The organism is Enterobacter sp. 168J2, assembly GCF_034107265.1.
GTDB classification, from domain to species: Bacteria; Pseudomonadota; Gammaproteobacteria; order Enterobacterales; family Enterobacteriaceae; genus Enterobacter; species Enterobacter nematophilus.
The window spans coordinates 196,413-212,250 of sequence record NZ_JAWNEB010000003.1; the positions used below are offsets into that span (position 1 = coordinate 196,413).

Below are 15,838 nucleotides of genomic sequence, written 5' to 3' on the forward strand. Positions count from 1 at the left end.
TTATCGTCATTCCCTTTGATTACAATAGCCCTGCCGCGTGACGTTTCACAACACTTCGGCGGAATACCGCACGCATATTGTGAAAATATTTATATTATTGACGCACCAGCCGGCCCGTTGCGGGCACAAAATCGGTGTTGGTGCGCCACGGGTTAATGTCCAGCCCGCCACGGCGGGTATAGCGCGCGTAAACGCTCAGCTTCTCCGGCTGGCAGAAACGCTGAATATCGTTAAAAATACGCTCCACGCACTGCTCGTGAAATTCGTTGTGGTGGCGGAAAGACACCAGATAGCGCAGCAGCTTTTCCCGGTCAATTTTCGGGCCGCGGTACTGGATCTGCACCGAGCCCCAGTCCGGCTGATGGGTAATCAGGCAGTTGGACTTCAGCAGATGGCTGACCAGCGTCTCTTCAACCACTTTTCCGCTCGCCGCGTTTTCGAGGTAATCGGCGCTGAATTCATAATTCTCCACCTCGATGTCCTGCTCGTCGATGCAGGTTCCGTGGAAGTGGGCAATCGGCTGTCCCTCCAGCTCGTGCAGGCGGTACAGTGAAACGCTTACCTTTCCCTGTGCGCAGGCGGTTAAATCGCGCTCCAGCGTCTGCTGAACCTCATCCCAACTGTTGAATTTGCTCTGGTTAAAGCTGTTGAGGTAGAGCTTAAAGCTTTTGGATTCCACCAGGTTCTGACTGGCGTAATCCAGCTCAACGTGGCCGACCGCCACCTGAGGCAGGCCGCGCGCGTTAAGCCAGGAGAGTTCGTACAGCGTCCAGATATCGCCGCCGACAAACGGCAATGCGTCCGCATGCAGTCCAAGCGGATCGCGGTTCAGGCTGCGCGGCACGCCCTGCAGCAGGCCTGCATCGTAGGTATCGCGGTAATCGGTCGATTTACCCAGCGTTAGGCCGGTTAACGCCTGATGATTTTCGTAAGACATGTTTCATAGCCACTTTACAGGTACACTTATGGGCAGAGTTTATCCTGTCTTACAAGAAGAGAGAAATCGGTGGACATCGAAACTGCAAATGCCCTTACTACCTTTACGACCCGCTATTGCGAAGCATGGCATGTAAAGCACGGAACATGGCCGCAAAGCGCTGATTTATATGGCGTGCCGTCGCCGTGCATTATCTCTTCGCAGGATGACTATGTTATCTGGCAGCCGAAGCCCAATACCGCTGAGCAAAATGTAAATGCGGTTGAACGGGCTATGGACCTTGTGGTACAACCAGCGGTTCACGCGTTTTATGCCGCGCAGTTTGCAGGGGATATGCCCGCGCGCTTTGGTGATGTGACGCTGACGCTGTTGCAGACCTGGAGCGAAGACGATCTGCAGCGTGTTCAGGAAAACCTGATTGGTCACCTGGTCACGCAAAAACGCCTTAAGCTTTCCCCGACGCTCTTTATTGCCACGCTGGACAGCGAACTGGATGTGATATCCGTCTGCAACCTGTCCGGGGAAGTGATTAAAGAGACCATCGGTACCCGCAATCGCGAAACGCTCGCCCCCTCTCTTGCGGATTTCCTTACCCGGCTTGAGCCACTTCTGTAATCCATGATGCTACGACGCGTGTGAGAGATCTCTTACAAGGTTTGTGAGAGATCGCTGGATCATTCAGTATTGCCTTATTTAATTCAGATTAATATCACCCTGTTTTTCAAAGAATTAGTTGTTCATCGCATCTTTTTTAGGGATTTCTTACGGCTTACAGTGCTGCAAGGGTGGGTTGTAAGACGAAGCGGAATAGCGGATTCTATCTTCGTCGACAGGACGCCGACACGAGAAACGAACATCAGGATGATGGCGTTTCTTACCCAGGACACGTCAGGATGGCGCTGCAGGAAGGCTTCAGGATGAAGCAAAAGGATAACGCAGGACGCGTAAGGGACACCTCCAGGAAGGAGAACGAGAACCGAACAGGATGGTCGGTGGGTCAGGAAGGCCAGGACGTTTCAGGATGAAACAAACACGTCAGGAAGATGTGTGCAGGATGCAAAAGGTAGAAGGATGACCACGCCTTCGGGCATCAGGAAAAGTTGTCACGGAAGAGCAGGGAGCACGAATTGTAGCTGGAATGCTGCGAAACGAACCGGGAGCACTGTTTTTACAGTGCTCCCTTTTTTATTTCTGTCTTCCGCAATGCTATGCTGCGCGCCGTTCACTTTTTCAGTTGAGGTTACTATGACGCAACACGATAGCGTTCGTGCTCAGTTGCACGCCATCGAAGCCCTTTTGCGCCAGCATCAGCTGTGGCAGGAGACCGCGCCGAATCCGGAAGCGTTCGCCAGTACCCAGCCATTCTGCCTGGATACGCTGGCACCGTTCGAGTGGCTCCAGTGGGTATTAATTCCGCGCATGCACGCGCTGCTGGAAGGCGGCCACCCGCTGCCGCAGGCGTTTGCCGTTTCTCCCTATTATGAAATGGCGCTTGAGGCGACGCACCCTGCGCGTGATGTGATGCTGGTTGAGCTGGAAAAACTGGGCGCCCTGTTTGCCGGTGAAGAGGCATGACGCTGGAAATCCTCTATCAGGACGAGTGGCTGGTGGCGGTGAATAAACCGTCTGGCTGGCTGGTGCACCGCAGCTGGCTGGATCGCGACGAGAAAGTGGTGGTGATGCAAACCGTACGCGACCAGATTGGTCAGCATGTTTTTACCGCCCATCGTCTCGACAGGCCCACTTCCGGCGTGCTGCTGATGGGGCTTTCCAGCGAGGCGGGCCGATTGCTGGCGCAGCAGTTCGAGCAGCACCAGATCCAGAAGCGCTACCACGCGATCGTTCGTGGCTGGCTGACCGAATCCGCCACGCTGGACTATCCGCTGGTGGAGGAGCTGGACAAAATCGCCGATAAATTTGCCCGCGATGACAAAGGCCCGCAGCCCGCGGTGACGGACTATCGCGGCATGGCGACAACGGAAATGCCGGTGGCAACCAGCAAATTCCCCACCACGCGCTACAGCCTGGTTGAGCTTTTGCCCAAAACCGGACGCAAGCACCAGCTTCGCCGCCACCTTGCGCACCTGCGCCACCCGATAATTGGCGACAGCAAGCACGGCGATCTGCGCCAGAACCGCAGCGCGGCAGAGCACTTTGGCTGTAACCGGCTGATGCTGCACGCCAGCGAGCTTAGCCTGACTCACCCGTTTACCGGTGAACCACTGATTATTCACGCTGGGCTGGACGACGTCTGGATGCAGGCGCTGTCACAGTTTGGCTGGCGGGGACAACTCCCCGAAAATGAAAGGGTTGAGTTTGTATCGGGCAACGTTCAGGATGAACGGTAAGCGCAATAATTACGGGAGCAAAGCATGGCTGAAGTAGGCATTTTTGTCGGCACGATGTACGGCAACTCGCTGCTGGTAGCGGAAGAGGCTGAAGCGATTTTGGCAAGCCAGGGCCATAAAGCCACGGTCTATGAAGACCCGGAGCTGGCGGACTGGGAAAAGTATAAAGATAAATACATTCTGGTGGTGACCTCCACCACCGGTCAGGGCGATCTTCCGGACAGCATCGTGCCGCTTTTCCAGGGCATTAAAGACCAGCTTGGCTACCAGCCAGACGTTCACTACGGCATCATTGCCCTGGGCGATAGCTCATACGCCAACTTCTGCGGCGGCGGCAAGCAGTTCGATGCGCTTCTTCAGGAACAGAGCGCCCAGCGCGTCGGCGAGATGCTGCTGATTGATGCCGGAGAGCATCCTGAACCCGAAAGCGAGTCGAACCCGTGGGTTGAACACTGGGCGACGCTCCTTAAATAGTTTTCCTGGCCGGGTAGGCATAGCCGCCACCCGGCAAAACACTCCGCACCAAGCGCCAATTCCGTGAACCACCTTCCACTCACCTGGGCTTATGCCATAAACAACCTCTCACATGCCCATTAATACTGTGTTATTGCACGGTGAGAGAACGCGTCACTCCTTCATATACTTCTCCGGTCACAATAAAACGGCTTCAGGCCGTACTAAAACGACAAAACTTATCTCATTCTGATTACCCTACCGGTGCTGTACAGAATGAACAGGCGAAAGCTATGTTTCAGGAGTGCAACAATGAGTACATTAAGCCACGCAGCGAGCGGCGCTGAAAAGCGCACCAATGCCCGCTACTGGATAGTGGTGATGCTGTTTATCGTCACGTCCTTTAACTATGGTGACCGCGCCACGCTGTCGATTGCCGGCTCGGAAATGGCAAAAGACATCGGCCTTGATCCGGTGGGCATGGGTTACGTTTTCTCTGCATTCTCATGGGCCTACGTTATCGGCCAAATTCCTGGCGGCTGGCTGCTGGACCGTTTTGGCTCTAAACGCGTCTATTTCTGGTCCATCTTTATCTGGTCTGCTTTTACCCTTTTGCAGGGTTTCGTCGATATCTTCAGCGGCTTCGGCATTATCGTGGCGCTTTTTACGCTGCGCTTCCTGGTGGGCCTGGCGGAAGCCCCTTCCTTCCCGGGCAACAGCCGCATCGTCGCGGCCTGGTTCCCGGCTCAGGAGAGGGGAACGGCGGTGGCAATTTTTAACTCCGCCCAGTATTTCGCGACGGTGATCTTTGCGCCCATTATGGGCTGGCTGACGCATGAGGTGGGCTGGTCGCACGTCTTCTTCTTCATGGGCGGGCTTGGGATCGTCATCAGCTTTATCTGGCTGAAAGTGATCCACGAACCGAATCAGCACCCTGGCGTGAACAAGAAGGAGTTGGAATACATTGCCGAGGGCGGGGCGCTGATCAACATGGATCAGAAATCTGACAAAGCAAAAGTCCCGTTCAGCCAGAAATGGGCGCAGATCAAACAGCTCGTCGGCTCGCGCATGATGATCGGTATCTATCTCGGCCAGTACTGTATCAACGCCTTAACCTACTTCTTTATCACCTGGTTCCCGGTTTACCTGGTGCAGGCGCGCGGCATGTCGATCCTGAAGGCGGGGTTTGTCGCCTCGGTCCCGGCAATCTGCGGCTTCATCGGCGGCGTGCTTGGCGGGGTCATTTCCGACTGGCTGATGCGCCGCACGGGTTCGCTGAACATCGCGCGTAAAACGCCGATTGTGCTCGGCATGCTGCTCTCCATGACCATGGTGTTCTGTAACTACGTCAGCGCCGAGTGGATGATTATCGGCTTTATGGCGATGGCCTTCTTCGGCAAAGGGATTGGCGCGCTGGGCTGGGCGGTGATGGCGGATACGGCACCGAAAGAGATCAGCGGCCTGAGCGGCGGCCTGTTCAATATGTTCGGCAACGTTTCCGGGATTGTTACGCCTATCGCTATCGGCTACATCGTCGGCACCACGGGATCTTTCAACGGCGCGCTGATCTACGTCGGCGTGCATGCCCTGGTGGCGGTGCTGAGTTACCTGGTGCTGGTGGGCGATATCAAGCGTGTCGAACTTAAACCTGTTGCGGAGCGTGGATGATGACAACGCAATCAAGCCCCATCGTCACGGAAATGAAAGTTATCCCGGTGGCCGGTCAGGACAGCATGCTGCTCAACATCGGCGGCGCGCACAACGCCTGGTTTACCCGCAATATCGTGGTGCTGACCGATAGCGCAGGCAATATCGGGGTGGGTGAAGCCCCTGGCGGAGAGGTGATTTACCAGACGCTGGTCGATGCCATTCCGCAGGTGGTGGGCCAGGAGGTGGCCCGCCTGAACAAGGTGGTTCAGCGGGTGCATAAGGGCAATCAGTCGGCGGACTTTGATACCTTCGGCAAGGGCGCGTGGACGTTCGAACTGCGCGTCAATGCGGTCGCCGCCCTGGAAGCGGCGCTGCTGGATTTACTCGGTAAAGCCCTTAACGTTCCGGTCTGCGAACTGCTGGGGCCGGGCAAACAGCGCGATGCGGTCACCGTGCTGGGCTATCTGTTCTACGTTGGCGATCGCAATAAAACCGATCTCCCCTATCTGGCTCGCTCACCGGGCGAGCACGAATGGTATCGGCTGCGCCACCAGCAAGCGCTCTCCGGCGAGGCGGTGGTCCGTCTGGCCGAGGCGGCGCAGGATCGCTACGGCTTTAAGGATTTCAAGCTGAAAGGCGGCGTGCTGCCCGGCGAGCAGGAGATTGACACGGCTCGGGCGCTGAAAAAACGCTTCCCGGAGGCGCGCATCACCGTTGACCCGAACGGCGCCTGGCTGCTGGATGAGGCGATTAGCCTGTGTAAAGGTCTCGGGGACGTGCTGACCTACGCGGAAGACCCGTGCGGCGCCGAGCAGGGCTTCTCTGGCCGCGAGGTGATGGCCGAATTCCGCCGCGCTACCGGGCTGCCGGTTGCGACCAATATGATCGCCACCAACTGGCGCGAAATGGGCCACGCGGTGATGCTGAACGCCGTCGACATTCCGCTGGCGGACCCGCACTTCTGGACGCTCTCCGGCGCGGTGCGCGTGGCGCAGCTGTGCGATGACTGGGGCCTGACCTGGGGCTGTCACTCAAACAACCATTTCGATATCTCGCTGGCGATGTTTACCCACGTTGGCGCGGCGGCACCGGGTAACCCGACCGCCATCGACACCCACTGGATTTGGCAGGAAGGCGAAGCCCGCCTGACGAAAAATCCGCTGGAGATCAAAAACGGTAAAATTGCCGTACCCGATGCGCCGGGGCTGGGCGTGGAGCTTGACTGGGATCAGGTTCATAAAGCCCATGAGGCGTATAAAAAGCTACCGGGCGGCGCGCGTAACGACGCGGGCCCGATGCAGTACCTTATCCCCGGCTGGACATTTGACCGTAAGCGCCCTGTTTTTGGACGTCACTGATAAAAGGATTACACGATGAGTACTTTTACGACCCCTGTCGTCACCTCCATGCAAGTCATTCCGGTCGCAGGTCATGACAGCATGCTGATGAACCTGAGCGGGGCGCATGCGCCGTTCTTCACGCGCAATATCGTCATTATCAAAGACAATGCCGGCCATACTGGCGTGGGTGAAATTCCGGGCGGGGAGAAGATCCGCAAAACGCTGGAGGATGCCATTCCGCTGGTGGTGGGCAAAACGCTGGGTGAGTACAAAAATGTCCTCAACGCCGTGCGCAGCACCTTTGCCGATCGCGATGCCAGCGGCCGCGGCCTGCAAACCTTCGACTTGCGCACCACTATCCACGTGGTGACCGGCATTGAAGCCGCGATGCTGGATCTGCTGGGCCAGCACCTGGGCGTTAACGTCGCGTCGCTGCTGGGCGAGGGACAGCAGCGCAGTGAAGTGGAGATGCTTGGCTATCTGTTCTTTGTCGGCGACCGCAGGCTGACGCCGCTGCCGTATCAGAGCCAGCCGGATGACCAATGCGACTGGTACCGCGTACGTCACGAAGAAGCGATGACCCCGGATGCGGTGGTGCGGCTGGCGGAAGCCGCGTATGAAAAATATGGCTTCAATGATTTCAAACTGAAAGGCGGCGTGCTGGCGGGGGAAGAGGAGGCGGAAGCCATTACCGCGCTGGCAAAACGTTTCCCGCAGGCGCGCGTGACGCTGGATCCGAACGGCGCGTGGTCGCTTGATGAAGCGATCAACATTGGCAAGCAGCTGAAAGGGGTGCTGGCGTACGCGGAAGATCCATGCGGGGCTGAGCAAGGCTTCTCGGGCCGCGAAGTCATGGCCGAATTCCGTCGCGCTACGGGGCTGCCGACCGCGACCAATATGATCGCCACCGACTGGCGTCAGATGGGGCACACGCTCTCTCTGCAATCGGTGGATATCCCGCTGGCGGACCCGCACTTTTGGACGATGCAGGGCTCGGTTCGCGTGGCGCAGATGTGCCACGAGTTTGGCCTGACCTGGGGCTCGCACTCCAACAACCACTTTGACGTGTCGCTGGCGATGTTTACCCACGTTGCTGCCGCCGCGCCGGGCACCATCACCGCTATCGATACGCACTGGATCTGGCAGGAGGGTAACCAGCGCCTGACCAAAGAGCCGTTTGAGATCAAGGGTGGCATGGTGCAGGTACCGTCAACTCCAGGTCTTGGCGTGGAGCTGGATATGGACCAGGTGATGAAAGCGCACGAGCTCTATCAGAAACACGGTCTGGGCGCGCGCGACGACGCGATGGCAATGCAGTACCTGATCCCTGACTGGACATTCGACAATAAACGTCCGTGCATGGTACGATAAACGCATTGGGACCGCTCCCACGAGCGGTTCCCTACGTGGTGTATGCTTAACGTAACGACTATGCGTAAGGATGGCTTATGAAAATTGTTATCGCACCGGACTCGTATAAGGAAAGTTTGAGCGCGCTTGAGGTTGCGACAGCGATCGAGCGCGGTTTTCGCGAGATTTTCCCTGAGGCGGAGTACGTCAAACTGCCGGTCGCTGACGGTGGTGAAGGCACGGTTGAGGCGATGATCGCGGCAACCCGGGGACGCATTGTGTACGTTCCGGTGACCGGTCCGCTGGGCGAGCGCGTGGAAGGGTTTTATGGGATATCCGGTGACGAGCAGAGTGCCTTTATTGAAATGGCGGCGGCAAGCGGTCTGGAGCTGGTTGCCCCTTCACTGCGTGACCCTCTGAAAACGACCTCCTGGGGCACGGGTGAACTTATCCGCCACGCGCTGGATGCGGGCGTTAAGCATATCATCATCGGTATCGGCGGCAGCGCCACCAATGACGGCGGCGCCGGGATGGTGCAGGCGCTGGGGGCGAAGCTGCTGGACGACAACGAACAGCCGCTGGGGCAGGGTGGGGGCGAGCTGGCTAAGCTTGCGCGGATCGACCTGAGCGGCCTCGACAAGCGTCTGGCGGAGTGCCGGATAGAGGTCGCCTGCGATGTGACGAATCCGCTCACCGGTAAGGATGGCGCCTCGGCCGTATTTGGCCCGCAAAAGGGCGCCACGCCCGAGACGATCGTCACCCTGGACAACGCGCTTGCGCACTATGCGAGCGTCATTGCCCGGGATCTGGACATTGATGTGCTCAACCTTGCTGGCGGCGGCGCGGCGGGTGGCATGGGCGCAGCGCTGTACGCTTTTTGTGGCGCACAGTTGCGCCAGGGGATTGAGATCGTGACCGATGCGCTACACCTGGCCGACCAGGTGGCCGATGCGGATCTGGTGATCACCGGGGAAGGCCGCATCGACAGCCAGACGATCCACGGCAAGGTGCCGGTGGGGGTGGCGAAAGTGGCGAAACGCTTTAATAAGCCCGTCATCGGCATTGCAGGCAGCCTGACGGCGGACGTTGGCGTGGTACACGATCACGGCTTAGACGCGGTGTTTAGCGTGCTCTACACCATCTGCTCGCTGGAGGACGCGCTGGAAAATGCCAGCGCGAATGTACAGATGGCCGCAAGGAATATTGCTGCGGTGCTGAAAGTAGGGCAGGAGATGTAGTTTTCCCCCCTCACCCCGGCCCTCTCCCCAAAGGGGCGAGGGTGTATAAAGTCCCCTCTCCCCTTTGGGGAGAGGGTTAGGGTGAGGGGAAAATCAGGCCGCACCCGCCTCAGCTCCCCAGCACCTTCATCGCTTCCCGCGTCACGTTATCCATCTCATCCAGCAGTTCCAGGAACTCCGGTTCAAGCTCCGATTCCGGCGTACCCGCGCGCAGCTGCTGCTCCAGCAGCTGGCAGAGGTTTTTCAGCCGCGGTACGCCGCTGTAGCCGCAGCTGCCGTGCAGCTTGTGGATCGCTTCCAGCAGCTCTTCCGGGTTTTCGCCTACAAGCTGTTCTTCAACCTTATTCCGGATCTCCGGCAGAAACGCGACCAGCATTTGCAGCATCTCTCGCGCTAAGTCGGGTTTTCCTGCCGCCTGGCGCAGCGCCAGCTGCCAGTCAAAGGTCGCATTTTGATTAACGCTTACCTCAACCGGCTCGCTGATAACCGTGTATGTTCCGCCAATGTGCCCCGGCTTATAGCGTAACAGCAGGTTATGAAGCTTCTCTTCGTCGATAGGTTTCGCCAGGTAATCATTCATCCCGGCGCTCAGCAGCTTCTCTTTCTGACCGGCCATCGCATGCGCGGTGACCGCAATCACCGGGGTTTGCTGCTGATGCGGGAGCTGGTGGATCAGCTCGCAGGCACGAATGCCATCCATGCCCGGCATCTGAATATCCATCAGAATTAAATCGAACTGCATCTGTTTAGCCAGTTCAACCGCCTGCGCGCCGCTGGTACACAGCTCAACGTGCTGAACCTGGTCTTCCAGCAATACGCCGATTAGCTTCAGGTTTGCCGGATTATCGTCCACAGCCATCACGCTCATGGGCAGTTTTTGCTCGTCGTTAATCAACGGCAGTGCGTGCTGGCTAAGGCGGCAATACTCCGTGAGCGCGGGCAGCAGGCGGGTGGCGGTAAGTGGCTTAAGCAGGCACGCGGCCGCCCCGTCGTTTTTCAACTCTTCCGCATTAAGCTGGGCGTGGCAGGGCAGCGCCAGCAGCAGATAGTCGGTCATCGACGCGGCTTTCGCCAGCCGCTCCTGCTGCATGGTCAGCTCGCCGGTAAAGGTTACCGGGATCCCCATCAGCAGAATGTCGTAATGATCGACGGCAAGGGCTGAGAAGGTTGGACTATAAACCACCTCCAGCGGCGTGGTGCTTAAGATATCCAGCGCGCACTGCGCGGCCGCCGCGTTAGGCTCGACGTAGGCCAGACGCTTACCTTTCAGACAGTCCGTCACCGGGCCGTCGGTCAGCACGTTTGGATTGAGATCGAGGTTAATGTGGAACCAGAAGGTTGAGCCGCGGTTTGGCTGGCTGTGGAAAGAGATATCGCCGCCCATCTCGTTTACCAGCCTCTGCGTGATCACCAGCCCCAGGCCGGTACCGCCATGACGGCGGGAAATGCTGGCATCCGCCTGGCGGAAGGCCTGGAACAGACGCGACTGATCCCGCTCCGGAATGCCGATGCCGGTATCGCGGATTTGAACCTCAATCTGCACCTTGTTATTACTGATGGCGCGTTTTTCTACCAGGATGTCGATGTTGCCGCTTTCGGTGAATTTAATGGCATTCCCGACAAGATTGGTAATGACCTGCTGCAGGCGCAGCGGATCGCCAATAACGTTATCCGGCACGTCGTTTTTAATGTTAAGCGTTAGCTCAAGACCCTTGTCGTGCGACGAGTGCGCGAGCAGCGTCACCACTTCATCGAGCGTACTGCGCAGCGGGAACGGAATACTTTCCAGAATCAGTTTGCCCGCCTCCAGCTTGGAGAAGTCCAGCACGTCGTTGATGATCGCCAGCAGGTTGTTGGCCGAACGTTCAATGGTGTGCAGGTGATCGCGCTGGGTGGGGTTGAGCTCGCTTTTCAGAGTCAGACGAGTAAAGCCGATCACCCCATTGAGCGGCGTACGCAGCTCGTGCGACATATTGGCAAGGAACTCAGACTTGATGCGCGCCGCTTCCTGAGCGCGCTTTTTCGCCAGATCCAGCTCAACGTTCTGGATCTCCATCTGCTCCAGCGTTTCGCGCAGGTCAGAGGTGGCCTGGTCAACGTTATGCTGCATCTCTTCGTGATAGGCCGCCAGCGACATCGCCATTGAGTTAATGCCGTTTTTCAGCATATCCAGCTCGCCCAGCATAAACCCTTCCACGCGGCTGTCGAGCTGTCCGCGGCGGATGCGGTCAACGGTATTAACCATGTTGCGGATAGGGCCCGTGACGTCGCGCATCAGACGCCAGCCGAAGATCAGCGCAATACCAATGCAGAACAGCATCATCACGCCGGAGATAAAAATTTCTTTGTACTGCTGCAGCCGTACCGACTTGAGATCCAGCTCCAGCGCTACATATCCCAGCATGTTACTGCTGGATTTAGCATCGGATTGCGCAGACTCATCGGGGGAATAGCTTTCCGACACGATCGGCGTGCGAAGGATCATGATGTCGCCGCGCCGCAGCACGGTGAGATGGCGCGGGAAGGGCGTACCGTCAGGGATCTTCAGCGTGGTCGGATCGAGATGAAAGTTCGATGTGACAAACAGGCGGTTGTGTTCGTCGTAGACGGAAATGGCGCGGACGATATCCGAGTGGCGCCGGTGGAGCACGCTGATTAACTGCCCAATGGATTCACGGTTTTGCAGGTTCATCCCGTACTCGCTTGAGACGGCGAGCGGTTCGATAATGCTGGCGCCTGCGTCCTCCAGCTGTCGCTGCAAATCGTTATAGCGGTGCACCACAAAGAAGATACTCAGCAGCAAACCGATGAGAACGGTGGGGGCGAGGATCAAAATCATCATGCGCGCGCGCAGGCTGTAGTTGGTCATGGCGTTCCGTTATGGGACAATTAAGATAATTATGTTTATGTGAGAAAAATCTCGGCGATGGCGCAATTCTACTCTGCAAAGCGACGCGTGACGACGCGTCAAATCATTACTGCTGAAGCCACGGACCTCGATCCGTTTGGACAGGGAGTGGCTCGTCACAACGGTAAGACTCTGTTTATAACAGGTTTGCTGCCAGGAGAACGAGCAGAAATTACGCTGACGGAAGACAAACGCCAGTACGCGCGCGGACAGGTGAAGCGTCGCCTCAACGATAGCCCGGAGCGCGTGGAGCCTCGCTGTCCCCATTTTGGCGTGTGCGGAGGCTGCCAGCAACAGCATGCGAGCACAGAATTACAGCAAAAAAGTAAAAGCCGCGCGCTGGCGCGTCTCCTTAAACACGACGTTGACGAGATTATCGCCGATAAGCCCTGGGGCTATCGCCGCCGCGCGCGCCTGAGCCTGAGCTATCAGCCCAAAACGGAGCGGCTGGAGATGGGTTTTCGTAAAGCGGCCTCCAGCGATATTGTTGACGTGAAGCAGTGCCCCATTCTGGTGCCCCATCTTGAGGCGTTGCTTCCGGACGTGCACCGCTGTCTTGCATCGCTCGACGGGGTGCGTTCATTGGGCCACGTTGAACTGGTACTGGCGAACAACGGCCCGCTGATGGTGCTGCGCCACACCGCGCCGCTGTCGAAAAAAGATCGCGAAAAACTGGAACGCTTTTCGCATTCTCATGAGCTTGCGCTTTTCCTCGCGCCGCAAAGCGAGATACTTGAACAGGTTACGGGTGAAGCTCCCTGGTATGCGTCAGACGGGCTACGCTTAACGTTCAGTCCGCGGGATTTTATCCAGGTCAACGACGGCGTAAACCAGCAGATGGTGGCGAACGCTCTGGCATGGCTTGACGTACAGCCCACTGACCGGGTGCTCGATCTGTTCTGCGGCATGGGTAACTTTACCCTGCCGCTGGCGCGCAGAGCGGCAAGCGTGGTTGGGGTGGAAGGCGTTGAGGCGCTGGTGGCCAAAGGCCAGGAAAACGCAGAGCAGAACGGCTTGCAAAATGTGACATTCTTTCATCAAAATCTTGAGGAAGATGTCACTCAGCAGCCGTGGGCACAGCAGGGCTTCGACAAAATCCTGCTCGACCCGGCGCGTGCAGGTGCCCCAGGCGTCATGGCACATATTATTAAACTCGCGCCGAAGCGTGTGGTCTATGTTTCCTGTAACCCGGCAACGCTTGCCCGTGACAGTGAGGCGTTAATCAGCGCGGGTTACCAGATTCGGCGTCTGGCAATGCTGGACATGTTCCCGCACACTGGACATCTGGAATCGATGGCGTTGTTCGAGCACATCTAATTTGTTTGGCTTGTCGACTTCGACAGGCCCTGGTCCCTAAAGGAGAGGACAATGGTTGCGGTAAGAAGTGCACATCTTAATAAAGCTGGGGAGTTTGACCCACAAAAATGGATCGCAAGTCTGGGAATTTCCAGCCAGCAGTCGTGTGAACGCTTAACCGAAACCTGGGCCTACTGTCTGCGCACCACGCAGGGACACCCGGATGCCGATCTTCTCTTATGGCGCGGCGTGGAGATGGTTGAAATCTTGTCCATGCTGAACATGGACATCGAAACGCTGCAGGCCGCGCTGCTGTTTCCCCTCGCGGATGCGGATGTGGTCAGTGAAGATGTGCTGCGCGACAGCGTCGGGAAATCCGTCGTTGCGCTGATCCACGGCGTGCGCGATATGGCGGCTATCCGCCAGCTTAAAGCCGCGCATACCGATTCCGTCTCCTCTGAGCAGGTTGATAACGTCCGCCGGATGCTGCTGGCCATGGTGGATGATTTTCGCTGCGTGGTCATCAAGCTTGCCGAGCGTATTGCCCACCTGCGTGAAGTGAAAGATGCACCTGAAGACGAGCGCGTGCTGGCCGCAAAAGAGTGTACGAACATCTATGCGCCGCTGGCGAACCGCTTAGGGATTGGTCAGCTGAAATGGGAGCTGGAAGATTACTGCTTCCGCTATCTGCATCCGGCGGAATATAAGCGCATTGCCAAACTCCTTCATGAGCGCCGTATCGATCGTGAGCACTACATCGACGAGTTTGTCAGCGGGCTGCGCCAGTCCATGAAAGAAGAGAACGTGCGTGCCGAAGTTTACGGTCGGCCCAAGCACATCTACAGCATCTGGCGCAAAATGCAGAAGAAACATCTCGCCTTTGACGAGCTGTTTGACGTGCGCGCCGTGCGTATCGTGGCGGAGCGACTCCAGGACTGCTACGCCGCGCTGGGGATAGTACACACTCACTTCCGTCACCTGCCGGATGAATTTGACGACTACGTCGCGAACCCAAAACCGAACGGCTACCAGTCTATTCATACCGTGGTGCTTGGCCCCGGCGGTAAAACGGTCGAGATTCAGATCCGCACCAAACAGATGCACGAAGATGCCGAGCTGGGCGTGGCCGCGCACTGGAAATATAAAGAGGGCACTTCCGGCGGGGCACGCTCCGGCCACGAAGACCGCATCGCCTGGCTGCGCAAGCTGATTGCGTGGCAGGAAGAGATGGCCGACTCCGGCGAAATGCTCGACGAGGTGCGCAGCCAGGTCTTTGATGATCGCGTCTACGTCTTTACCCCGAAAGGGGACGTTGTCGACCTGCCGGCTGGCTCCACGCCGCTCGATTTTGCCTACCACATCCACAGCGACGTGGGGCACCGCTGCATCGGGGCGAAGATCGGCGGACGTATTGTGCCGTTTACCTACCAGCTGCAGATGGGCGACCAGATTGAAATCATCACCCAGAAGCAGCCTAACCCGAGCCGCGACTGGCTTAACCCGAACCTGGGTTACGTCACCACCAGCCGCGGGCGCTCCAAAATTCACGCCTGGTTCCGCAAGCAGGATCGTGACAAAAACATTCTTGCCGGTCGCCAGATCCTTGACGACGAGCTGGAGCATATCGGGATCAGCCTGAAAGAAGCAGAGAAATTCCTGCTGCCGCGCTACAACTTCAACGAGCTTGACGAGCTGCTGGCGGCGATTGGCGGCGGTGATATCCGTCTCAATCAGATGGTGAACTTCCTGCAGGCGCAGTTCAACAAGCCTAGCGCGGAAGAGCAGGACGCGGCGGCGCTGAAGCAGCTGCAGCAGAAAACCTATGCCCCGCAGCAGCGCAGCAAAGACAACGGCCGCGTGGTGGTCGAGGGCGTGGGCAACCTGATGCACCACATTGCCCGCTGCTGCCAGCCGATTCCGGGGGACGATATCGTCGGCTTTATCACCCAGGGACGCGGGATCTCGATCCACCGGTCCGACTGCGACCAGCTTGCGGAGCTGCAGTCCCATGCGCCGGAGCGTATCGTGGAAGCGGTCTGGGGTGAGAGCTACTCCGCCGGTTATTCGCTGGTGGTGCGCGTCACCGCCAACGACCGCAGCGGCCTGCTGCGCGATATCACCACCATTCTCGCCAACGAGAAGGTCAACGTGCTGGGCGTTGCCAGCCGCAGCGATACCCGCGAGCAGCTCGCCACCATCGATATGACCATCGAAATCTACAACCTGCAGGTGCTCGGCCGCGTGCTGGGCAAACTGAACCAGGTGCCGGATGTGATTGACGCGCGTCGTCTGCACGGCGGTTAAATACACTCTTCTGT

General features: G+C 57.8%; 12 protein-coding genes. 10 read left to right on the forward strand and 2 right to left on the reverse strand.

Features of this window, described 5'->3' with window-relative positions:
* Positions 1-94: 94 nt before the first annotated feature.
* Positions 95-937, reverse strand: coding sequence for an NADPH-dependent 7-cyano-7-deazaguanine reductase QueF (gene queF / locus USG84_RS11495; RefSeq protein ID WP_253543210.1), 843 nt, complete (start codon positions 935-937; stop codon positions 95-97).
* A gap of 69 nt (positions 938-1,006) precedes the next feature.
* Between queF and syd the strand changes: the two genes are divergently transcribed.
* The 8 genes from syd (at position 1,007) to USG84_RS11535 (ending at position 9,316) form a co-directional block, all read left to right on the forward strand.
* Entirely contained in the window at positions 1,007-1,552 is a 546-nt protein-coding gene (gene syd / locus USG84_RS11500; protein WP_151412388.1) for a SecY-interacting protein, read from the forward strand.
* 630 nt (positions 1,553-2,182) lie between these two features.
* The gene (locus USG84_RS11505) at positions 2,183-2,512 is read left to right on the forward strand and encodes a YqcC family protein (RefSeq protein WP_151412389.1); all 330 of its coding nucleotides are present in this window, start codon (positions 2,183-2,185) and stop codon (positions 2,510-2,512) included.
* Positions 2,509-3,285: a tRNA pseudouridine(65) synthase TruC gene (gene truC, locus USG84_RS11510; RefSeq protein WP_151412390.1), complete on the forward strand. Its 777-nt coding sequence runs from the start codon at positions 2,509-2,511 to the stop codon at positions 3,283-3,285. Before USG84_RS11505 ends, truC begins: the two co-directional genes overlap by 4 nt.
* Before the next feature lie 24 nt (positions 3,286-3,309).
* Positions 3,310-3,759 (forward strand): flavodoxin, encoded by a 450-nt coding sequence (locus USG84_RS11515; protein WP_029741558.1) that lies wholly within the window; start codon positions 3,310-3,312, stop codon positions 3,757-3,759.
* A gap of 291 nt (positions 3,760-4,050) precedes the next feature.
* The gene (gudP, locus tag USG84_RS11520) at positions 4,051-5,406 is read left to right on the forward strand and encodes a galactarate/glucarate/glycerate transporter GudP (protein ID WP_061097227.1); all 1,356 of its coding nucleotides are present in this window, start codon (positions 4,051-4,053) and stop codon (positions 5,404-5,406) included.
* Positions 5,406-6,746 carry an enolase C-terminal domain-like protein gene (locus USG84_RS11525; RefSeq protein ID WP_151412413.1) on the forward strand — a complete coding sequence of 447 codons (1,341 nt, stop codon included), beginning with the start codon at positions 5,406-5,408 and terminating at the stop codon, positions 6,744-6,746. Before gudP ends, USG84_RS11525 begins: the two co-directional genes overlap by 1 nt.
* Positions 6,747-6,761: 15 nt before the next feature.
* Positions 6,762-8,099 (forward strand): glucarate dehydratase, encoded by a 1,338-nt coding sequence (gene gudD, locus USG84_RS11530; RefSeq protein WP_253543209.1) that lies wholly within the window; start codon positions 6,762-6,764, stop codon positions 8,097-8,099.
* A 77-nt stretch (positions 8,100-8,176) separates the two neighbouring features.
* Positions 8,177-9,316 carry a glycerate kinase gene (locus USG84_RS11535; protein ID WP_151412391.1) on the forward strand — a complete coding sequence of 380 codons (1,140 nt, stop codon included), beginning with the start codon at positions 8,177-8,179 and terminating at the stop codon, positions 9,314-9,316.
* A 109-nt stretch (positions 9,317-9,425) separates the two neighbouring features.
* Here the strand turns inward: USG84_RS11535 and barA are convergent, their stop codons facing one another.
* Positions 9,426-12,185, reverse strand: coding sequence for a two-component sensor histidine kinase BarA (gene barA / locus USG84_RS11540; RefSeq protein ID WP_253543208.1), 2,760 nt, complete (start codon positions 12,183-12,185; stop codon positions 9,426-9,428).
* 57 nt (positions 12,186-12,242) lie between these two features.
* Here barA and rlmD point away from each other — a divergent pair, with 57 nt between their 5' ends.
* Entirely contained in the window at positions 12,243-13,541 is a 1,299-nt protein-coding gene (gene rlmD, locus USG84_RS11545) for a 23S rRNA (uracil(1939)-C(5))-methyltransferase RlmD (protein ID WP_151412392.1), read from the forward strand.
* Between the two features lie 51 nt (positions 13,542-13,592).
* Positions 13,593-15,824, forward strand: coding sequence for a GTP diphosphokinase (gene relA / locus USG84_RS11550; protein ID WP_061097232.1), 2,232 nt, complete (start codon positions 13,593-13,595; stop codon positions 15,822-15,824).
* Positions 15,825-15,838: the final 14 nt, after the last annotated feature.

Bases quoted from the DNA above. Each gene is read 5' to 3' on its own strand.
- queF (WP_253543210.1), bottom strand. From the start codon at position 937: ATGTCTTACGAAAATCATCAGGCGTTAACCGGCCTAACGCTGGGTAAA.
- gudD (WP_253543209.1), top strand. From the start codon at position 6,762: ATGAGTACTTTTACGACCCCTGTCGTCACCTCCATGCAAGTCATTCCG.
- rlmD (WP_151412392.1), top strand. From the start codon at position 12,243: ATGGCGCAATTCTACTCTGCAAAGCGACGCGTGACGACGCGTCAAATC.
- USG84_RS11525 (WP_151412413.1), top strand. From the start codon at position 5,406: ATGACAACGCAATCAAGCCCCATCGTCACGGAAATGAAAGTTATCCCG.
- barA (WP_253543208.1), bottom strand. From the start codon at position 12,185: ATGACCAACTACAGCCTGCGCGCGCGCATGATGATTTTGATCCTCGCC.
- truC (WP_151412390.1), top strand. From the start codon at position 2,509: ATGACGCTGGAAATCCTCTATCAGGACGAGTGGCTGGTGGCGGTGAAT.
- relA (WP_061097232.1), top strand. From the start codon at position 13,593: ATGGTTGCGGTAAGAAGTGCACATCTTAATAAAGCTGGGGAGTTTGAC.
- USG84_RS11535 (WP_151412391.1), top strand. From the start codon at position 8,177: ATGAAAATTGTTATCGCACCGGACTCGTATAAGGAAAGTTTGAGCGCG.
- USG84_RS11515 (WP_029741558.1), top strand. From the start codon at position 3,310: ATGGCTGAAGTAGGCATTTTTGTCGGCACGATGTACGGCAACTCGCTG.
- USG84_RS11505 (WP_151412389.1), top strand. From the start codon at position 2,183: ATGACGCAACACGATAGCGTTCGTGCTCAGTTGCACGCCATCGAAGCC.
- gudP (WP_061097227.1), top strand. From the start codon at position 4,051: ATGAGTACATTAAGCCACGCAGCGAGCGGCGCTGAAAAGCGCACCAAT.